This is a genomic window from Flavimobilis soli, assembly GCF_002564025.1.
GTDB classification, from domain to species: Bacteria; Actinomycetota; Actinomycetes; order Actinomycetales; family Cellulomonadaceae; genus Flavimobilis; species Flavimobilis soli.
On the sequence record NZ_PDJH01000001.1, the window covers coordinates 1,632,198 to 1,651,878 of the forward strand.

The 19,681-nt window shown below is 74.4% G+C and carries 21 protein-coding genes; 14 read left to right on the forward strand and 7 right to left on the reverse strand.

The features are described 5' to 3' along the window. Positions 1–79: 79 nt before the first annotated feature. Together aztD and ATL41_RS07430 are read right to left on the reverse strand one after the other, a co-directional pair. Complete coding sequence (aztD, locus tag ATL41_RS07425; RefSeq protein ID WP_098457911.1) at positions 80–1,417, reverse strand: zinc metallochaperone AztD; 1,338 nt, start codon at positions 1,415–1,417, stop codon at positions 80–82. A gap of 197 nt (positions 1,418–1,614) precedes the next feature. Continuing rightward, positions 1,615–2,934, reverse strand: a complete 1,320-nt coding sequence (locus ATL41_RS07430; RefSeq protein ID WP_098457912.1) for an MFS transporter — start codon at positions 2,932–2,934, stop codon at positions 1,615–1,617. A gap of 196 nt (positions 2,935–3,130) precedes the next feature. Between ATL41_RS07430 and ATL41_RS07435 the strand changes: the two genes are divergently transcribed. From ATL41_RS07435 to ATL41_RS07455, 5 genes are read left to right on the forward strand one after another with little or no spacing between them, the layout of a single operon-like run. Further along, positions 3,131–3,502, forward strand: coding sequence for a GntR family transcriptional regulator (locus ATL41_RS07435; RefSeq protein WP_098457913.1), 372 nt, complete (start codon positions 3,131–3,133; stop codon positions 3,500–3,502). Continuing rightward, complete coding sequence (locus ATL41_RS07440; protein ID WP_098457914.1) at positions 3,499–4,392, forward strand: ATP-binding cassette domain-containing protein; 894 nt, start codon at positions 3,499–3,501, stop codon at positions 4,390–4,392. The genes ATL41_RS07435 and ATL41_RS07440 overlap by 4 nt, the downstream gene beginning before the upstream one ends. Then, entirely contained in the window at positions 4,389–5,135 is a 747-nt protein-coding gene (locus ATL41_RS07445; RefSeq protein ID WP_098457915.1) for a hypothetical protein, read from the forward strand. The genes ATL41_RS07440 and ATL41_RS07445 overlap by 4 nt, the downstream gene beginning before the upstream one ends. Position 5,136: 1 nt before the next feature. After that, entirely contained in the window at positions 5,137–6,087 is a 951-nt protein-coding gene (locus ATL41_RS07450) for an ABC transporter ATP-binding protein (RefSeq protein WP_098457916.1), read from the forward strand. After that, the gene (locus ATL41_RS07455) at positions 6,084–6,881 is read left to right on the forward strand and encodes an ABC transporter permease (RefSeq protein ID WP_098457917.1); all 798 of its coding nucleotides are present in this window, start codon (positions 6,084–6,086) and stop codon (positions 6,879–6,881) included. Before ATL41_RS07450 ends, ATL41_RS07455 begins: the two co-directional genes overlap by 4 nt. 218 nt (positions 6,882–7,099) lie before the next feature. On the opposite strand, the gene ATL41_RS07460 is transcribed toward ATL41_RS07455, so the two are convergent. Continuing rightward, a complete protein-coding gene (locus ATL41_RS07460; protein ID WP_098457918.1) occupies positions 7,100–7,471 on the reverse strand; it encodes a DoxX family protein in 372 nt (123 codons plus the stop codon). A 282-nt stretch (positions 7,472–7,753) separates the two neighbouring features. Then, complete coding sequence (locus ATL41_RS07465; protein ID WP_098457919.1) at positions 7,754–9,055, reverse strand: VIT1/CCC1 transporter family protein; 1,302 nt, start codon at positions 9,053–9,055, stop codon at positions 7,754–7,756. Positions 9,056–9,375: 320 nt separating this feature from the next. Between ATL41_RS07465 and ATL41_RS07470 the strand changes: the two genes are divergently transcribed. The 6 genes from ATL41_RS07470 to ATL41_RS07495 all read left to right on the forward strand — a co-directional run bounded on the left by ATL41_RS07470 (position 9,376) and on the right by ATL41_RS07495 (position 14,351). Then, entirely contained in the window at positions 9,376–10,836 is a 1,461-nt protein-coding gene (locus ATL41_RS07470) for a ThiF family adenylyltransferase (RefSeq protein ID WP_098457920.1), read from the forward strand. 363 nt (positions 10,837–11,199) lie between these two features. Continuing rightward, a complete protein-coding gene (locus tag ATL41_RS07475) occupies positions 11,200–12,450 on the forward strand; it encodes a molybdopterin molybdotransferase MoeA (protein WP_245854679.1) in 1,251 nt (416 codons plus the stop codon). Then, the gene (gene moaC, locus ATL41_RS07480; protein WP_098457921.1) at positions 12,447–12,920 is read left to right on the forward strand and encodes a cyclic pyranopterin monophosphate synthase MoaC; all 474 of its coding nucleotides are present in this window, start codon (positions 12,447–12,449) and stop codon (positions 12,918–12,920) included. Before ATL41_RS07475 ends, moaC begins: the two co-directional genes overlap by 4 nt. Position 12,921: 1 nt before the next feature. Beyond that, a complete protein-coding gene (gene mobA, locus ATL41_RS07485) occupies positions 12,922–13,731 on the forward strand; it encodes a molybdenum cofactor guanylyltransferase (RefSeq protein ID WP_169924514.1) in 810 nt (269 codons plus the stop codon). A gap of 57 nt (positions 13,732–13,788) precedes the next feature. Beyond that, positions 13,789–14,118, forward strand: coding sequence for a DUF6457 domain-containing protein (locus ATL41_RS07490; protein WP_098457923.1), 330 nt, complete (start codon positions 13,789–13,791; stop codon positions 14,116–14,118). After that, on the forward strand, positions 14,118–14,351 hold the full coding sequence (locus ATL41_RS07495; RefSeq protein WP_098457924.1) for a MoaD/ThiS family protein: 234 nt from the start codon (positions 14,118–14,120) through the stop codon (positions 14,349–14,351). Before ATL41_RS07490 ends, ATL41_RS07495 begins: the two co-directional genes overlap by 1 nt. Positions 14,352–14,588: 237 nt before the next feature. Here the strand turns inward: ATL41_RS07495 and moaA are convergent, their stop codons facing one another. From moaA to ATL41_RS07510, 3 genes are all read right to left on the reverse strand, one after another. After that, entirely contained in the window at positions 14,589–15,647 is a 1,059-nt protein-coding gene (gene moaA, locus ATL41_RS07500) for a GTP 3',8-cyclase MoaA (protein WP_098458980.1), read from the reverse strand. A 155-nt stretch (positions 15,648–15,802) separates the two neighbouring features. After that, positions 15,803–16,240, reverse strand: coding sequence for a molybdenum cofactor biosynthesis protein MoaE (locus ATL41_RS07505; protein WP_098457925.1), 438 nt, complete (start codon positions 16,238–16,240; stop codon positions 15,803–15,805). Further along, the gene (locus ATL41_RS07510; protein WP_098457926.1) at positions 16,237–16,764 is read right to left on the reverse strand and encodes a molybdenum cofactor synthesis domain-containing protein; all 528 of its coding nucleotides are present in this window, start codon (positions 16,762–16,764) and stop codon (positions 16,237–16,239) included. The genes ATL41_RS07505 and ATL41_RS07510 overlap by 4 nt, the downstream gene beginning before the upstream one ends. A gap of 175 nt (positions 16,765–16,939) precedes the next feature. Here ATL41_RS07510 and modA point away from each other — a divergent pair, with 175 nt between their 5' ends. The 3 genes from modA to ATL41_RS07525 are packed head-to-tail and all read left to right on the forward strand — an operon-like array spanning position 16,940 to position 19,670. Further along, the gene (gene modA / locus ATL41_RS07515) at positions 16,940–17,716 is read left to right on the forward strand and encodes a molybdate ABC transporter substrate-binding protein (RefSeq protein WP_098457927.1); all 777 of its coding nucleotides are present in this window, start codon (positions 16,940–16,942) and stop codon (positions 17,714–17,716) included. Then, positions 17,713–18,585 carry an ABC transporter permease gene (locus tag ATL41_RS07520; protein ID WP_098457928.1) on the forward strand — a complete coding sequence of 291 codons (873 nt, stop codon included), beginning with the start codon at positions 17,713–17,715 and terminating at the stop codon, positions 18,583–18,585. The genes modA and ATL41_RS07520 overlap by 4 nt, the downstream gene beginning before the upstream one ends. Continuing rightward, a complete protein-coding gene (locus tag ATL41_RS07525; protein WP_098457929.1) occupies positions 18,582–19,670 on the forward strand; it encodes a sulfate/molybdate ABC transporter ATP-binding protein in 1,089 nt (362 codons plus the stop codon). The genes ATL41_RS07520 and ATL41_RS07525 overlap by 4 nt, the downstream gene beginning before the upstream one ends. Positions 19,671–19,681 lie beyond the last annotated feature (11 nt).

The window sequence follows — 19,681 nt, forward strand, 5'->3', positions numbered from 1 at the left end:
CCAGATCCACACGTCAGGCGTGGATCCGGGCGATCGGTCAGGAGGGGGTTGGCGCCGAGGGGCGGCGGATCAGGGGCGGTCAGTCGTGGTCGTGGCCCTCGTGCCCGGCGTCGTCGCGCCCGCCGTCAGCGTGGTCCTCGTCGTGCGCCTCCGGCGCCTCGCCGGTGACGCCGACGATCTCGTCGGGCACGACGTCGAGCGTCGCCTCGCGCCACACCTTGCCGGTCTCGACGTCGACCGCGAGGATCCGTCGCGTAGCCGGGTCGGTCACGTACACGGAGCCGTCGAGCGCACGGATCGCGGGTCGCGGCTGCTGCCACTCGAGAGGCTCCTCCCAGGCGTCGATCACCGCGACGGACGTCGTCACCTGGGCCTTCTCCGGGTCGATCACGTGGATCGCGCCGTCGGTCCCGAGGACGAGCGCGGCGCCGTCGTCGGCGCGCTCGAGCGAGCGGAAGGTGTAGCTCGCGGGCAGGTCGACGAGCGTGAGCGTCGCGTCCTGCGTGTCGATGAGCGAGACGCGGGTCGGACGCTCGAGCTCCGCGTCGGGGTCGCTCTTGTAGTCGCCGAGCACGACCGTCGAGGCGTGCGACCCGGCCTGGTTGCCGATCCGGCCGTACGCGTCCGGGCTGTCGATCTTCGCGATCTCCCCGTCGCGCACGAGCACGGCACCATCCTCGCAGCCGATCAGCACGGCGTCGCCCTGCGCGACCGCCTCGCCGTGGACTCCAGGGCAGGCGTCGGTCCGCGCGGCCTCCGCACCGGCGGCGTCGAGGAGGCGGACGCTCGTGCGCTCCTCGGCGGTCCCGTCGGAGACGACGAGGCTGCCGTCTCCGAGCTCGACCGCGACTCCGTGGTGGGCGGTCGGCGTCGCGAGCCGGCGTGCACCCTCGGCGCCGTCGGGACCTGCCGCGACGTCGGAGGAGTCGACGACGACGATCGCGCCCGTGCCGTCGTCGAACAGTGCGGTGCGCCCGTCGTGCACGACGACGTGGCCGGGCTTCTGCGCGGGGTAGACGGCGCCCGTGAGGTGCGGGGCGGAGGTGAAGTGGTGCGCGTGGTCGCCGTGGGCCTCGCTCCACGTGCCGAGGTCGAGGACCTCGAAGCCGCGTGACGTCGAGACGAGCGCGTGGCGGCCGTCGCCTGCGGCGTTGAGGCGCACGTATCCGTCGACGGGGATGTCGGCGAGGACCTCGAGGGTCGACGCGTCGAGGACCTGGACGCCGCCGTCGTACGTGACGGCGATGCGCGGCTTGGCCGCGGCCTGCTCGGTCGCTGGCTCGGTGACGGTCGCGGGCGTCGTGGAGGTGGTCGCGGCGGGGGTGCCGGGGTCGCTCGCGCACGCGCCCAGGAGGGCGAGCGGGACGGCGATGCCGAGCGCGAGGCGCGCCCAGGGTGTGCGGTTGGTACGTGTCATGGCTGGTGGGGCGCGTGGGCGCCCACTCCTCTCGGTCGGGGGATGTCCGCTCCGCACACTAGATAATGAGAACCATTATCGTCAACGGCGCGGGCCGAGACCGCCGATCGCCCGGAAGCACACCTCACATGTGCATCCGGGCGATCGGTCGAGGACGTGAAGGAGGAACAGGGGCCCGACTACGGAGCAGCCGCGCGTCAGGGCGTGGGATGGTCCGCGTCGTAGGCGAGGAAGCCCCGCTGCCAGCGCACGAGCAGCCACAGCACGACGATGCAGCTCAGCCCGCCGACGAGCGCCGCCATGCCCTCGCCCCACCAGTGCGCCTGCGTGCCGAGCCACATGTCACCCGCACGCGGACCACCCGCGACCACGACGATGAACACCCCCTGGAGACGCCCGCGCATATCGTCCGGCGCCGCCGTCTGCAGGATCGACTGACGGAAGATCGCCGACACGTTGTCCGCTGCCCCGCACACCGCGAGCGCGACGAGCGCCACGACGAGCGCCGGCACGAGGACGTGCGACGGTGTCGTGCGGCCCGCCGCGATGAGCACGGCGCCGAACGCCGCGACACCCAAACCCCAGACGGTGATCGACCAGACGATCATGGCGCCCTGGCGCCGGATACCCGTCAGGCCGCCCGAGAGCAGCCCAGCCACAACCCCGCCGACGGCGATCGCCGCCGTGAGCAGGCCCGTCGTGCTCTCGCCGCCACCCAGGACGACGACGCCGATCGCCGGGAACAGCACGCGCGGCATCGCGAGCACCATCGCGGCCAGATCGACGAGGAACGTCATGCGCACGTTCGGCTGGGTCGAGAGGTACCGCAGCCCCTCGACGACCGCGCCGAGGCCCGGACGCCGCGTCGGCGCCGTCGAGACGACGGGGGCGTCGCCGTCGTGCGCGTAGAGGACCGTGCCGGGCGGCAGCGCCGGGAGCCGCAGCATCGCCCAGAGCGCCGCGAGGAACATCACGGCGTCGATCGTGTATGCGATCTCGTAGTCCCAGTGGGCGACGAGCATCGCACCCACGACGGGGCCGACCATGAGCGTCGTGTTGAAGACGAGCGTCTGCAGGGCGTTCGCGGCCGGGAGGCTGCGCGGCGGGACGAGCATCGGGATGATCGCGGTGCGGGCCGGGCTGTTGATGCCGTACGCCCCGTGCTGCACCGCGACGAGCGCGTACAGCACCCAGAGCTGGTCGACGTCGAGCCACGCCTGGAGCGCGAGCAGCGCGGTGACGACCCACAGGACGATCGCGGAGGACAGGGCGACCTTGCGGCGGTCGTGCACGTCGAGGACCGCGCCACCGTACAGCCCGGTGATGACGAGGGGCACGAGCGCGGCGATGCCGATGCCGCCGACGGCGAACGACGAGCCCGTGAGCGCGTACACCTCGAGGCCCACGGCGACGAGCGTGAGCTGCGTCCCGAGGCTCGACAGCCCGAGTCCCGCCCACAGGCGGCGGAAGTCAGGGGACTCCTGGAGCGGGGTCGTGTCGATGAGCAGGCGAGGCACCCCGCGAGCCTACGTCGCAGGGCCGCGCCTCTGGATCGGTGCCCGTGCCTCCCCCCGGAGACACGGGCACCGACACCAGAAGGACGCCCCGACGCGGCGTCAGATACATCCTGCCGAAAGGGCGCCCTGCCTCTTGCGCCCTTCCAGGTTCCGTGGTTCATTAGTCATGTAACTAACCAACGAAGCGAGGTGGCCGGTGTTCGACGGACGCGAACCCATCTACGTGCAGATCGCCGAGTCGATCCGCAGCGAGATCCTGTCCGGGGCCCTGAACGAAGGCGACCAGGTCATGTCCACGACCCAGTACGCGACGACCTACCGCATCAACCCCGCCACCGCCGCCAAGGCCTTCGCCCAGCTCGTCGACGAAGGCGTCCTGCACAAGCAGCGCGGCGTCGGCATGTTCGTCAGCGACGGCGCCCGCGCACTGCTCCGCGAACGCCGCCGCGAGGCGTTCTTCACCGAGAAGCTCGACCCCGTCCTCCGTGAGGCCGCCCTCCTCGGCATCACCACCGCAGACCTCACCGCCTACCTCGACCAGCAGCCCCAGGAAGGAGACCGACAGTGACCGGCTACAGCGTCAGCACCTCCGGCCTCGGCGTCTCGTACGGCCGCACCGCAGCCCTCACCGACGTCACGATCGACCTCGCCCCCGACCGCATCCACGGGCTGCTCGGCCGCAACGGCGCCGGCAAGTCCACGCTCCTGTCCACGATCGCCTCCCTGCGCGCGCCGTCCGCCGGCACCGTCGCCGTCGACGGCGGCGACCCGTTCGAGGACGAGCGCCGCATGGAGCACACCTGCCTCGTCCGCGAGTGCGGGGACGTCATCGGCGACGAGTCGCTCAAGGTCAACCTCGACTGGTTCGCACTCGCACGGCCGAGCTTCGACCGCATGTACGCCGAGAGCCTCCTCGACCGGTTCGGCCTCGACCCGCGCAAGAAGCCCCAGGCGCTCTCCCGCGGACAGGCGTCGGCGTTCGGCGTCGTCGTCGGGCTCGCCTCTCGGTCGCCGCTGACCATGTTCGACGAGGTTCACCTCGGCATGGACGCCCCCTCGCGCAACACGTTCTACGAGGCGCTCCTCGCCGACTTCGCCGAGCACCCGCGCACGATCGTCGTCTCCAGCCACCTCATCAGCGAGATCGAGACCATGCTCGAGACCGTCACGATCATCGACCAGGGCCGCCTGCTCCTCAGCGAGGAGGCCGACGACCTGCGCGCCCGCGGGGTGACGCTCACCGGGCCGGCCGACGCCGTCGACCGGCTCACGGCCGGGCAGACCGTCATCGGCTCGCGCGACCTCGGCCCCACCCGCCAGGCGACGCTCTTCGGGGACCTCGACACCGCGGTCCTCGACCGCGCCGCCGACCACGGCGTCACCGCCGGCCCCGTCCCCCTGCAGGACCTGTTCATCCACCTCACCGAGCGCACGTCCCGGACGGAGGCCCACGCATGACCACCACGACACGCACCGCGCACCCGACCCGCCGCGCACCGCAGTGGCAGCGATCGGCCGTCTGGCAGCTCAGCGTCTACGCCTACCTCATGGCATGGGCGTGGGCGATCGCTGTCGTCGTCGTCGCGGTGATCCTCGCGATCGTGAGCCGCTCCGTGAACGTCGAGCTGTCCGGGGTCGCGTTCTCCCACCACGCCTTCCTGTGGTTCCCCTTCAGCATCGCGATCATGGTCACGACGTCGCTCCTCACGACGCACGTCGCCGCCGGTATGACCCGCGCCTCCTTCATCAAGGGCGCCATCATCGCGGCCGTCGCGACCGGGATCGGCAACGCCGTCGTTGCGACCCTGCTGCTCGTCGCTGAGCGCGCGGTCTACGACCGCCTCGGGTGGGTCCACGGCAGCGACGACGCGGGACGCGCCGTCCTGCAGGACGGCGCGCTCGCCTACGCAGCAGGCCTCGCCCTCCTGTTCAGCGCCGGCATGCTCAGCGGCCTGCTCGTCGGCATCTGCTTCTACCGGTTCGGGGGCCTCGGTGGCATCCTCGCCCTCCCGCTCGCGCTCAGCCCGATCCTCCTGACGGGGTGGGTCGGCATGCCGAACGAGGCCCAGTGGACGGCGTGGGGCAGCGCTCCCGGGAGCGTGCCGAGCCACCCGCTCCTCGGGGTTCTCGTCCTCGCGGCTGCCGCGACCGCGTACCACCTGCTCGTCCGCCGCGCCCCCATCGCCAAGAAGGAGGGCTGACATGCCCCGCAGCGCCGCAGCGGACACCCACGCCGTCCGCGTCACCCACCTGCGCAAGACCTACGGCACGAAGGTCGCCGTCGACGACGTCAGCTTCGACGTCGCGCACGGTGAGATCTTCGGGATCCTCGGTCCCAACGGGGCCGGGAAGACGACGACCGTCGAATGCCTCGCCGGCCTGCGCGCCGCCGACGGCGGCACCATCCGCGTCCTCGGCCACGACCCGCAGGACCCGAACGAGGCGGTGCTCGTCCGCGAGCGCCTCGGCATCCAGCTCCAGGAGTCGCAGCTCCCCGTGAAGCTGCGCGTCCACGAGGCGCTCACCCTGTACGCGTCGTTCTACGCCGACCCCGACGACCCCGAGCGGCTCCTGCGGCTCCTCGGCCTCGAGGACCGCCGCGACACCGCGTTCGAGGACCTGTCGGGCGGTCAGAAGCAGCGGCTGTCGATCGCGCTCGCCCTCGTCGGCAAGCCCGAGGTCGCGGTCCTCGACGAGCTCACGACCGGCCTCGACCCGCAGGCGCGGCGCGAGACGTGGGACATGATCGAGAAGGTCCGGGACGACGGCGTGACGATCATCCTCGTCACGCACTTCATGGACGAGGCCGAGCGGCTGTGCGACCGCCTCGTCGTGATCGACCAGGGCCGCGTCGTCGCGGAGGGCACGCCCGCCGAGCTGACGGGCGTGAGCGGCGACAGGCGGTCGTTCCGGATGCGCCTGCCCGAGCCCGCGCCGGACCTCGCGACGCTCGCCGCGCTGCCGGCCGTCACCTCGGCGACGCAGGTCGGCGACGAGATCGAGGTCACCGGCAGCCGCACGGTCCTGCCGGACGTGATCATCGCGCTGCACGCGCTCGGCGTCGTGCCCGACGAGGTCCGCACGCGCACCCGTTCCCTCGAGGACACGTTCGTCGCCCTCGTCACCCACGAGGACCAGGAGGTCGCGCGATGACCAGCACCCTCGCTGCCGCTCCCGCCCGCGGCGGGATGCGTGGCCTGTCCGCGCTGATCCGCGCCGAGGCACGGCTCTTCCTGCGCTACCCGGGTAACGTCTTCTTCGTCGTCGCGTTCCCGACCGTGCTGCTCGTCGGGATGGGCTACATCATCCCCGGGATGCGCGAACCGCTCACCGACGTCCCCGAGCCGTGGCTCGGCATGCGCGTGATCGACATGTTCCTGCCGGTCATCTTGTGCGTCTCCGCCGCGACGGCGGGCCTCAGCTCGATGCCGCTCGTCCTCGCGGGGTACCGCGAGACAGGCGTGCTGCGCCGTCTGTCGACGACGCCGATGCGCCCGCAGGGCGTGCTCCTCGCGCAGATGGTCGTGCAGGTCGGGGCTGTCGTCGCGGGATCGTTCGTCGCGCTCCTCGCCGCGCTCCTCGTCGTCGGGGCGCCCGGTCCCGAGGCACCCGTCCTGGCACTCGTCGCGTTCCTGCTGTCGATCACCGCGATGTTCAGCATCGGCCTGGTCATCGCGGGGCTCGCGCCGCGCGCCTCGACCGCGAACGGCATCGGCATGCTCATCTACTTCCCGATGCTGTTCTTCGCCGGACTGTGGACGCCCGGCCCGCTCATGCCCGACACCCTCAAGACCGTCGCGTCCTGCACGCCGCTCGGCGCGGCGTCGCAGGCGATGACCGCGGCGTGGTTCGAGGGCGACGTCGCGTGGCTGCAGCTCGGCGTCATGGCGGCCTGGTCGGTCGTTCTCTTCACCGTCGCGACCAAGACGTTCCGCTGGTCCCGCTGAGCCGGACCGTCCCCGCGCGGGGCAGGCCCTTGCACGCGAGGTAGGCCCTTGCATGCGAGATTGGCCCGCTCCCACGAGGTAGGCCCTTGCACGCGAGGTAGCGCCGTCTACGGCCCTACCTCGCGAGCCCGGCCCTACCTCGCGAGCCCGGCCCTACCTCGCGAGCCCGGCCCTACCTCGAGCGGGGGCGTCGGCGAGCGGGGCCGTCGGGTGGGGGCTCAGAGCGGGTGCGGGCCGAAGCGGCCCCACGCGACGACGACGGCCATCGCGCACAAAACGATGTTCAGCACGAGCATCCCGGGCTCCTTGCGCCGGATGTGCACGACCATCGCGCCGAGCATCGTCAGCGCGAGGCCGACGGCGGCGACTGGGGTCAGGACCGGCAGGATCCCAGTGGCCGCGGGCAGGATGAGCCCGGCCGCACCGAGGAGCTCGACGTAGCCGATCGCACGAACGAACCAGAGCGGGAAGTCCTCCGTCCAGCTCAGCTTCTCCTCGAGCTTGTCCTTCGGCTGGGTCGCTTTGAGCCCGCCCGCTGCGAAGAAGGCGAGGGCGAGCAGGATCTGCAGGATCCACAGGAGGACGTTCATCGGGGCATCCTTCGGTCGGGGACGGAGCGCCTTGCCTCTCGTCCCCATGCTGCGGGCCACCGCCGCCTGCGGCAATCGGGCGGCCAACCGTGCAGGTGAGGGCCCTTCGCCGAGTCCACGAGCCGCCATCCACGGCCTGGCCCGCGTCGCGGTCCCGAGAAACCGTGATCGCACGGGCGGCCGGACATCGAGGCCTCACCGCCTCGGGCCCCATGACGCAGAGGACGGGCGGCCGCGAGGAGACCTCGCAGCGCACCCGCCCTCGTGCGTCGTGCAGACGGGCTACGAGACCGTCGTCCCGAACGCGAGGCCGAGCAGGTAGGTCGCGCCCGCGGCGCCGTAGCCGATCGCGATCTGGCGCAGCGCGCGGCGGCCGGGCGAGGCCCCGGAGAGGACGCCGACCGTCGCACCCGTGCCCAGCAGCGCGAGGCCGACGATGACCACCGCGGCGATGACAGCCGCGAGGCCCTCGAGGCCGAACAGGTAGGGCAGCACCGGCAGGAGCGCGCCGCTCGCGAAGAAGCAGAACGACGACGCCGCGGCACCCCAGGCGGAGCCGAGCAGGTCGTGCGATTCCTCGCCGTCGTGCTCGTCGCCGTCGTGCTCGTCGCCGTCGTGCGCGGTGCCGTCGTGCGCGGCGCCGTGGTGCGGGGCGCCAGTGCTGCTGTCGCTGCCGGACGCGACGTGATGCACCTCGGCGCCCTCGACGTCGTGCGCGGGAACAGACGGCAGGGCCGACCCGGCGAGCTCGAGCGCCGCGCTCTCGTCGGCCTGCACCTGCTCGACGCGCTGCACGAGCGCGAGCGTGCGGCGCGCACGCGCCTCCGCAGCCTCGGGGTCCATGCCCCGGGCGCGGTAGACGAGTGCGAGCTCGTTCGCGTCGACGTCGAGGTCCGGCAGCGCCCGGCGCGCGTGCGGCGACGGACGGGACGCCTCGGCGAGCTCGCGCTGCGAACGCACCGACACGAACTCGCCCGCCCCCATCGACAGCGCCCCTGCGAGCAGGCCAGCGACGCCGGTGAGCAGGACGGTCGCAGACGAGACGCCGGACGCGCCGATGCCGAGGATCAGCGCAAGGTTTGAGACCAGGCCGTCGTTCGCACCGAAGACGGCGGCGCGGAAGTTGCCCGAGATGCGCCGACGGCCGCGGGTCGCGAGGGAGCGCACGACCTCCTCGTGGATGCGCTCGTCGGCGGCCATGGCGGCGGTCGCGTCGGCGTCGGCCTCGTACTCGGAGCGTGATTCGGCGCGCTGGACGAGCGCGAGCGTGAACACGGAGCCGAATCGGCGGGCGAGCCAGCCGAGCGCGCGGCTGCGCAGCGTGCGCGGAGCGGGCTTGGCGTCGGGCCCGAGGAGCGCGGTCCAGTGGGCGGCGTGCCGCCCCTCGGCCTCGGCGATCGCGAGGAGGATCTCGCGCTCCTCGCCCTTCTGGCTGCGGGCGAGGTCGCGGTAGACCTGCGCCTCGGCGAGCTCGTCGGCGAGGTAGCGGCGCCAGCGACGCACGTCGGCGGACGACGGCGTGCGTCCGCTCGGGTGCTGCGCGTCCGCGTCGGGGCGCGCCGAAGGGTCGAGGTTCTCGGGCATGCCCCCGATTCTTCCAGCGGCGCCGCGCCGCATCCCCGAGAGCGAAAGTTCGGACGCCCGCACTTGCCCCGCTTGCTGCGCCGTCGCGCGGCCTCGCACGCATCGCGCCGGCGCGGGTCTCGCACCTCGCGCCGTCCGGCGCCGTCGCCCCGCTGCGCCGTCGCCCCGCTGCGCCGTCGCCCCGCTGCCCGTCGCCCGTCAACGCTCCCGCCGAGGTAGGCCCGTTCACGCGAGGTAGGGCCATCTACGCCCCTACCCCGAGCGCACGGCACTACCTCACGCTCCGAGGGGCACCGCGAGGTCACCGGTAGGTTGGGAGGATGCTGGCACCCCTGGTCGCGGTCGGGCCTCCGCTCACGCCCGACGACGTCGAACGGTTCTCCCGGCACCTCCTCCTCGCTGGCTTCGGCGAGGAGGCGCAGCGCCGCGTGCGCAACGCACGCGTGTGCGTGCTCGGCGCGGGCGGCCTCGGGTCCCCGGCGATCTCCTACCTCGTCGCAGCAGGCGTCGGCACGCTCGGCGTCGTGGACGACGACGTCGTCGCACTCTCCAACCTCCAGCGCCAGGTGCTGCATCGCACCGAGGACGTCGGCACGCCCAAGACGCGCTCCGCCGCGCGGGCGGCGCGGGCGCTCGACCCGTCGGTCGACGTCGTGCTCCACGAGGTGCGGCTGACCGAGGCGAACGCCGACGAGATCCTGCGCGACTACGACGTCGTCCTCGACGGGACCGACAGCTTCGACACCCGCTACCTCGTGTCCGACGCGTGCGCGCGCCTCGGGCTGCCCGTCGTGTGGGCGTCCGTGCTGCAGATGGACGCGCAGGTCTCCGTGTTCTGGGCGGACGCACCCGACGATCGCGGCCTCACCCTGCGCGACCTGTTCCCCGAGCCGCCCGCGCCCGGCACCGTCCCGTCCTGCTCGCAGGCCGGGGTGCTCGGCGCGATGTGCGGGCAGGTCGGGTCCCTCATGGCGACCGAGGCGATCAAGCTCGTCGCCGGCATCGGTGACGTGCTGCTCGGGCGGGTGCTCGTGATCGACGCGCTGCGGTCCCGCTGGACCGAGGTGCCGCTCCTCCCCGCCGCGCCGCGTCTGCCCGCCGCGCCGCCCCTGCCCGCCGCGCGGCCCATGCCCGACGGCGTAGGTTCCGAGCCCGGGGTCGGTGCCGGTTCGCGGCACACGGTTGGCGCAAGCGCGGGGCGGGCGGCCAACGCCGCGCCACGTCGCGCGGAAGTCGTAGCACCCGGACAAAGCACCGCTGCATCCGGGCGGGATGGCGCTGCGTCCGGGCGGGATGGCGCGGCGTCCGGGCGGGAGGGTGCAGCCTGTGCTGCCTCGTATCCCGGAGCAGGCCCCTTGTCCGCGGGGTCCGCCCCTGCGGCCACCCCGCCGGTCGCGGCCGGGCCCGGCGGGCCTCACCCCAGCACGGCTCCGACCTCTGGCACGACGCCGGACGCTGCCGCTCCCCTCCCCGACGAGGTCACGGTCGCCGAGCTGCGCCGTCGGCTCGACGCGCTGGCGGCCGGGGACGACGATCTCGTCGTCGTCGACGTCCGCACCGCCGAGGAGCGGGCGGTCCGCACGATCCCGGGCTCGGTGCACGTGCCGCTCGACCGGCTCATGACCGTCGAGGGGCGCGCGGCGGTGCCGCAAGACCGCGACGTCGTGCTGTTCTGCGCGGTCGGCGGTCGGTCAGCGCACGCCCTGACGATCCTGCGCGCCGCGGGACACACGCGCGTCGCGCACCTCCCGGGCGGCATGTCCGTCTGGCCGGAGGCCTGACCCGCCGAGCCCGCGCCGCCTTGTGGCCCGGGGCACAGCCGTGACTCCGTCAGTCCCAGCACCAGTCAGTCCGCTGCGACTGACGGACTCATGCCGGAGCTGACGGACTCACCGCCCGGCGGCCGCCGCCGACCCGCCCGACGGGCCGACGTCGTGACTTCCGTCTCGAGGGCGTGAGGTCTAGCGCACGACCTCGCAGTGAAAGTCACGACCTCGGCAGCGGCCCGGCCACGGGACCTGACGGACTCGCCGCCCGGCGGCCCAGCCGCCGGAGCTGACGGACTCACCGCCCGGCGGCCCGGCCGTCGGACCACCTGGCGGTGGCCCGACGGTCGCCACCCGCCGCCCGACTAGATTGGGTGCGTGCCTGCTCCGCTGCTCTCAGTCGCCGACTATGTCGCGCAGGTGCTCGCGCTCGCGGACGGTCACGAGCGCGCGACCGAGACGGTCACGCTCGACGACGCCCCAGGCCGCGTCCTCGCGGCCGACCTGCGCGCACGTCTCGCCGTGCCCCCGTTCGACAACTCGGCGATGGACGGCTTCGCGGTCCGGCGCGCCGACGTCCTCACCGCGCGCGCACAGTCCCCGGTCGCGCTCGAGATCGTCGCCGACCTCCCCGCCGGGAGCACCGACCGCCCGCACGTCGGCCCCGGACAGGCGGCGCGGATCATGACGGGCGCGCCCCTGCCTCCCGGGGCGGACGCCGTCGTGCCCGTCGAGCAGACCGTCACCGGCACGTTCACCGGTGGCGGCGACACGGTCCGCGTCGAGATCGTCGCCGCGCCGAGCGAGGGCGCGCACGTGCGGCACGCGGCCGACGACGTCAGCCCGGACGACGTCGTCATCACCGCGGGCACGCGCCTCACCGCACGCCACACCTCGGCCGCTGCGTCGGTCGGGTACGCGACGCTCGACGTCGTGCGCCGCCCGCGCGTGCACGTCCTGTCGACGGGCGCGGAGCTGCGCGCTCCGGGCGAGCCGCTCGCGCACGGCCAGATCCCCGACTCCAACTCGACCCTGCTCGCGGGCCTCGCCCGCGCGGCTGGCGCGGAGGTGCACCGCGTCGGCGCGGTCGCCGACGACCCGGCGGCCCTGCGCGCCGCCCTCGACGCGGCCGCGCACGCTGACCTGATCGTCACGTCGGGCGGCGTGAGCGCGGGCGCGCACGACGTCGTCAAGGAGCTGCTCTCCGCACCCGGCCCCGACGGTGCGCCCGCAGTCACGTTCACGAAGGTCGCGATGCAGCCCGGCAAGCCGCAGGGCCACGGTCGCGTGCACGGCACGCCGATCGTCACCCTGCCGGGCAACCCGGTGAGCGTGTTCGTGTCGTTCGAGGTCGTCGTGCGGCCGCTGCTCCGCGCGCTGCTGGGCCAGACGCCGCACGCACCCACGCGGCGGGTCGCCGCAGCGACCGGCTGGCGCAGCCCGGCCGGCCGCACCCAGCACGTCCCCGTCGTCGTCACCGACGACGGCGTCCGCCCCGCGACGGCCGGCGGCTCCGGCTCGCACCTCGTCGCGTCCCTCGCCCTCGCCGAGGCTCTCGCCGTCGTCCCCGCGGACGTCGTCGAGGTGCGTCCCGGCGACGTCCTCACCCTGATGGAGATCGATCGATGAGCACCTTCACGCACCTCGACCAGTCCGGCCACGCGCGCATGGTCGACGTCACCGAGAAGGTGCCGACCGTCCGCTCTGCGACGGCGCGCGGCCGGGTCGCGTGCACGCCCGCGGTCGTCGCGGCGCTGCGCGACGGGTCGACGCCGAAGGGCGACGTCCTCGCCGTCGCGCGCATCGCGGGCATCGCCGGGGCGAAGCGCACGGCTGAGCTGCTGCCGCTCGCGCACGTGATCGGCGTGCACGGCGCGGTCGTCGACCTTGAGGTGACGGACGACGGCGTCGACATCGTCGCGACCGTCCGCACGGCCGACCGCACGGGCGTCGAGATGGAGGCGCTCACGGCGGTGAGCGTCGCGGCCCTCGCGGTCGTCGACATGGTCAAGGGCATGGACAAGTCGGTGCACATCGCGAACGTCGAGCTTGTCGCGAAGACGGGCGGCAAGTCGGGCGACTGGTACCGCGAGGGCTGACGTGACCGTCCCGCCGACGCCAGCCGAGCCCGTGCTCGACGCCGTCGTGCTCGCGGGTGGTCGGGCGCGGCGGCTGGACGGCGCGGCCAAGCCGCACGTCCAGCTCGACGGGCGCGCGCTGCTCGCGCACGTCCTCGACGGGCTCGCGGGGTCGCGGCTCGTGCGGCGGGTCGCGGTGGTCGGCCCGCCCGACGTCGCGGTGCCGTCCCCGCTGCCGCTCGTCCAGGTGCAGGAGGACCCGCCGTTCGGCGGTCCGGTCGCGGGGATCGCGGCGGGGCTCGCGGTACTCGACGGTGTGGAACCCGCGCGCGTCGGCGCGGCCTCGATGACGCCGTCCGGAGCCGGGAGCGACGCGACTCCCTCCGAGACGACGCACGCCGACGCGGGTCCGTGCCCCCGGGCCGACGCCGCGCCCTCCGTCGGGGGCGCCGGCGACCTCGTCGCCGACGCCGCGCCCTCCGTCGGGAGCGCCGGCGACCTGGTCGGGGTCGTCGCGTGCGACGTGCCCGGCGGCGCCCGAATGCTGCCCGCGCTCGTGCACGCGCTCCAGGAGGCTCCCGGCGCGGACGGCGCGTGCGCACGGGCGGACGGGCGCGACCAGTGGCTGCTCGGCGTGTACCGCCGCGCCGCCCTGGCGGAGGCGCTCGCAGCGCTCACGGCCGAGCGCGGCTCACTCACGGGCGCGAGCGTCCGCGCCCTCGTCGGCGGGTTCGAGCTGGTCAGGGTCGACGACGTGTCCGGGGCGAGCGCCGACGTCGACACGTGGGCGGACCTCGACGCACTGAGCGGCGGTGCCGACCAGCAGCGGTAGAGCGGCCGCCGGTGGAAGGATGGAGTCACACGCTGCCCCTGACTACGAGGTGATCCCATGAGCCCGTCCGACAGCATCGATGTCCGCGTCACGCTCGTCGAGTGGATGGCTGCGCTCGAGCGCGAGCTCGGCGTGTCCTTCGGGGAGGTCGACATCGACGCCCTCCTCGACGTCACGCGCGTCGCCGCGCACGGCGTCGCACGCCCCGCGGGGCCGCTGACGACCTTCGCGATCGGCTTTGCCGCAGGTCTCTCGACCGGGATCGCGACAGACTCGTCGGCGGGCGAGCCGGACACGACCGCCGCTGTGCGCGAGCTCTCGACCAAGGCTGCCGCGCTCGTCTCGACGTGGCGCCCCGACGCCGCGGGCGCGGCCGAGGAGGCCTGATGGCGCAGGTCAGGCTGTTCGCCGGTGCCGCGGAAGCCGCGGGTGCGGCAGAGCTGCGGGTCGACGTCGCCACGGTGGGTGCGCTGCGCGCGCACCTGGGCGGCGTCGCGCGGCTCGGGACGGTCCTGGACCGGTGCGCGCTGCTCGTCGACGGCCGCCGAGCGTCCGACGACGCGGAGCCGGTACCCGCGTCCGCGACGGTCGACGTCCTGCCGCCCTTCGCCGGCGGCTGAGCGGCCGACGCCGCACCGCGGTCGTGACTCGGCCGGGCCGAAGCACTGGCCCAACGCCGAACTTGGCGCGGGCCTGCCGAGCCGGGGCCCCGGCTCCCACCGAGGTCGTGAGTTTCAGCACGAGGTCGTGAGCTCTAGCTCACGACCTCGGTACAGAAGTCACGACCTCGCGGCACACCCGCGGGGCGCGGGGGAAGTAGCCGCCGCGGCCATGCCGCGCTCAGCCGCCGGGCGCGCTCAGCCGCCGATCGCGCTCATCGGACGGTCCGGCTGCTCGAAGTCCGGGTCGCCGATGCCGTGCCCGGCCTTCTTCCCGGCGAGGCACGCGCGCAGGGCGGCGTCGATCGCGGCGTCGTCCGCACCGGACCGCACGACGGACCGCAGGTCTGTCTCCTCGCGCGCGAAGAGGCACGACCGCAGGTAGCCGTCTGCGGTGAGCCGCACACGGTCGCACGACCCGCAGAACGGCGCGGTCACCGACGCGATCACGCCGACGGTCGCCGGACCGTCGTCGAGCAGGAGCTTCTCTGCGGGCGCGGCACCGCGGTCCCCGACGGCCGTGAGCGTGAACTCGCGCGCGAGCACGTCGAGGATCTCCTGACCGCCGACCATCTCGACGCGGTTCCACACGTGGCCGGCGTCGAGCGGCATCTGCTCGATGAACCGCATCTCGCACCCGCGCTCGACGGCGAAGCGTGTGAGCGCGACGATCTCGTCGTCGTTGACGCCGCGCATCGCGACGGCGTTGAGCTTCACGGGCGCGAGCCCTGCGGCGAGCGCGGCATCGATGCCGGCGATCACGTCGTCGAGCCGGTCGCGGCGCGTCAGGGTCGCGAAGCGCTCCCGGTCGAGCGTGTCGATCGAGATGTTGACGCGCGCCAGGCCCGCCTCGACGAGCCGGTCGGCCACGCGCGGCAGGGCGAGCCCGTTCGTCGTGAGGGAGAGCTCGACGGGCGTCCCCGCGTCGGGCGCGTCGTCGGGGGCGCGCAGCTCGGCGAGGGCGGCGACGACGTCGACGACGTCGGGCCGCAGGAGCGGCTCCCCGCCGGTCAGGCGGATCTCGCGGACGCCGGCCGCGACGGCGGCGCGCGCGATGCGCACCATCTCCGGGGTCGTGAGCAGCGTGTCCTTCGGCAGCCACGGCACGCCCTCGGCGGGCATGCAGTACAGGCAGCGCAGGGAGCAGCGGTCGGTCAGGGAGATGCGCAGGTCGCGGTGCACGCGCCCGAAGCCGTCGACGAGCGCGGGTCGCGCGCCGAGCCCCGCCGCGCCGATCCGCGCGGCGCCCAGCCCCAGCGGCGCAGCGCCCGGCCTGCTCGACGCACCGCCCGGCCCGCTCGACGCAGCGCCTGGCGCACCACCTGGCACGCCCGGCCCGCTCGCGGCTGGAGTACCAGTGCCGGCGTCCGGGACCTGGCCCTGCGGCCGCACCCGCGGCAGGGGCAGGAGAGTCACAAGCCCACCCAGTGGTAGGTGCCGTCGCGCAGGATCTCGCGCTTCCACACGGGGATCTCGACCTTGACGCCCTCGACGAGCGCCTCGCACGTCTCGAACGCGAGCCGCCGGTGCGCGGCGGACACGGCCGCGACCAAGGCGAGTCCGCCGACGTCGAGCAGGCCCGTGCGGTGCGAGATCGCGACGAGAGTCCCGGGTGCGGCGACGCGCGCGGCGACCTCCGCGAGGATGCGCTCGGCGTCGGGGTGCGCGGAGTACTCGAGGCCTACGACCTCGCCGACGACCGACGGGTCGTGGTCGCGGACCTGGCCGATGAACGTCGCGACCGCGCCTGCGGCGCTCGACCGTACGGCCTCGATGTGGGCGTCGATGCTCAGCGGCGCGTCGGTGACGCGGGCGAGGCGGACGGCGGTCGCGACCGGGGCGGTCGTCATGCGAGCTCGCCCGTGTGGTCGCCGCCGTCGAGCTGGTCGAGGAGGTGAGGAAGGAGCGGCGCGAGCAGGTCGAGGCCGTCGCGAACCCCGCCCTGCGAGCCGGGAAGGTTCACGACGACGCCGCGGCGCGTGCCGCCGTCGGGCCCGGGGACGTGCGCGACGCCTGCGAGGCCGCGGGACAGGAGCGCGGCCGGGACGGTCTCGGCGCCGCGGCGGCGCAGCTCCTCGGCGATGCCGGGGAGCTCGGCGGCGAGCAGGGGCCGCGTGCCCTCCGGAGTCTGGTCGCGGGGTGTCACGCCCGTGCCGCCGGTCGTCACGACGGCTCGGGCTCCGTCGACGAGAGCGGCCGTGATGGCGTCGCCCACCTGGGCTGCGCCGTCGGCCACGAGGGACGTCGTCACGTGGAAGCCGGAGGTGGTGAGGATCTTCGCGGCGAGGGGACCGGAGAGGTCGACCGCGTCGCCGGACGCGCACCGGTCGGAGACGGTGATGACGTGGACGTGCCAGGTGGCGGCAGTGGTCACGGGGCGCCTCCTGCGACGTCGTCGAACGTTCTCAGCCACGATACCGCCGTGAAAACAGGACGGCCGCAGGCGTCCACCCGGTGTGCGGCGAGCCTGCGGTCACGCTTCGGGCGTGCCCGCGCCCGGGCCTAGGATCGCTCCCGAGCCCGCTCGTCGAAACGCCTGGAGGTCACCGGTGCACCGCCGACCGCACGTCGCCGCAATCGCCGCGCTCGTGCTCGCCGCCGGACTGACCGCCTGCACGGACGACGAGACGCCCCCGACGCTCGGCGCGGAGCTCGCCGGCGGGCAGCCGATCACCGTCTTCGCGGCGGCGTCGCTCGCGACGGCGTTCGAGCAGGTCGGTGAGCGGTTCACCGAGGAGACGGGCGTCGAGGTCCGGTTCTCGTACGCGGGGTCGCAGGACCTCGTCGCGCAGGTCCTCGAGGGTGCGCCGGCGGACGTGCTCGCGACTGCGGACGAGCGCACGATGCAGCGCGTCGTGTCCGAGGCGCCGGAGCTGGTCCAGGCACCTGCCCGCACGTTCGCGAAGAACGCCCTGCTCATCGCGACGCCGCTCGGCAACCCGGCGGGCATCCGATCGTTCGCGGACCTCGACGGCGACGTCGCGCTCGTCGCGTGCGCGCCCGAGGTCCCGTGCGGCGCTGCGGCGCAGCGCGTCGCGGAGGCCACGGGCGTCGAGCTCCACCCGGTCTCCGAGGAGTCGAGCGTGACCGACGTCGTCGCGAAGGTCCTCGCGGGCGAGGCCGACGCGGGCCTCGTCTACGAGACCGAGGTCATCTACGAGAACATCGGCATCGTGCCGTGCGACGAGTGCGAGGTCGCCATGAACTCGTACCAGGCCGCGCCGCTCGCGGGCGACAACTCGGAGGCCGCTGCCGCGTTCGCGGACTTCCTGCTCTCGGAGACCGCCGTCGGGATCTTCGCGGACCTGGGCTTCAGGCAAGCGTGACGGCCCCGACGCGCAGCGCCGCGACGCAGCGGGCGGACGTCGCCGCGCGCCTGCCGCGGTGGGTGCTCGTGCCGGCGGCGATCGGTCTGCTGCTCGTCGCGGTGCCGCTCCTCGGCGTCGTGCTGCGGGTCGACCTCGCCCGGCTCCCGGAGCTCGTGACGACCGAGGCCTCGCTGGACGCACTCGGCTTGTCGCTGCGGACGTCTCTCGCGACGACGGCGCTGTGCGTCGCCCTCGGCGTGCCGATCGCGCTCGTCCTCGCGCGCGGCCGGGCGCGCTGGCTGTCACTCGTGCGCGCGGTCGTGCTGCTGCCGCTCGTGCTGCCGCCGGTCGTCGGTGGCCTCGCGCTGCTGACGGCGTTCGGGCGGCGCGGGCTGCTCGGCCAGCACCTCGACGCGTGGGGGGTGTCGATCGCGTTCTCGACGACGGCCGTCGTGCTCGCGCAGACGTTCATCGCGATGCCGTTCCTCGTGCTGACCTGCGAGGGCGCGCTGCGCACGGCGGGGACGCGGCACGAGGCGATCGCGGCCACGCTCGGCGCGCGCCCGTCGCGCGTGCTGTGGCGCGTCACGCTGCCGCGCCTGCTGCCGGGCCTCGCGGCCGGGGCGGTGCTCGCGTTCGCGCGCGCGCTCGGCGAGTTCGGTGCGACGCTCACGTTCGCGGGCTCGCTGCAGGGCACGACGCGGACTCTGCCGCTCGAGATCTACCTGCGCCGGGAGGCAGACGCCGACGCCGCGATCGCGCTCGCGATCGTCCTCATGGCGGTCGCGGCCGTGCTCGTCGTCGTCGCGTACGGCGCGACGGACCGGCGGGCGTCGCGCACGACCGACCGGCCCGCGAGCCGCACCTCCCGCGAGGTGGCGTCATGACGGCCGCCGCGCTCGAGGTCGACGCGCACGTCGCGGGCCGCGTGCGCGCGGCGCTCACGGTCGCGTCGGGAGAGCGCGTCGCGCTCGTCGGGCCGAACGGCTCGGGCAAGTCGACGCTCGTCGAGCTCGTCGCCGGGCTCGTGCGCCCGACCGCGGGGCACGTCCGTCTCGGCGGCCGCACGGTGGCCGACGCCGCGACGTGGGTACCGCCGCACGAGCGGCACGTCGGGCTGCTCGGGCAGGAGCCGCTGCTGTTCGACCATCTCTCGGTCGTCGAGAACGTCGCGTTCGGGCTGCGCGCGCAGGGCGTGCCGCGCGGCCGGGCGCGGGCTGAGGCCGAGGGGTGGCTCGAGGCGGTCGGTGTGCCGGAGCTCGTCGGTGTGCGCCGCGCAAGGCTGTCGGGCGGGCAGGCGGCGCGGGTCGCGCTCGCGCGGGCGCTCGCGTCCCGGCCGCAGGTGCTCGTGCTCGACGAACCGTCGGCGTCGCTCGACGTGCGTGCGGCGGCGCAGGTGCGCCACCTGCTGGCCGGCCAGGAGCGCCACGCGACCCTGCTCGTGAGCCACGACGTCCTGGACGTGCTCACGCTCGCGGACCGTGTCGTCGTGCTCGAGGCGGGCGAGGTGGTCGACGACGCGCCGACCGACCTGGCGCTGACGCTGCCGCGCTCGGACTTCGCGGCGCACTTCGCGGGGCTCGGTCGTGTGCACGGGACGGCGGTCGCGGGCGGCCTGCGGCTCGCCGACGGGACGGTGCTCCCGGGCGTCGCGACGACGGTGCCCAGCGCCGCACCGGTCGCGGGTGCGGAGGCGTGGGCGGTGCTCGCGCCGACCGCCCTGCGCCTCGTCGACGGCGAGGGCGGTCCTGGCGACCTGCCGCTCGTCGTCGACGGCGTCTCGCCGCGCGGCGACCACGCCCTCGTCACGGGGCGCCTGGGTGACGCGGCGGGCGCGCGCGTGTCTGCGTGGGCGAGCCTCGCGGACGCGGCGCGCCTCGAGCGGGCGGCGACGAACGACCTGCCCGACGGCGCCCTCGGCCGTGCATGGTGCCGCGCCGACCCGTCCGGGAGCACGATCTACGCTCGTTGACGCGCGAGCCT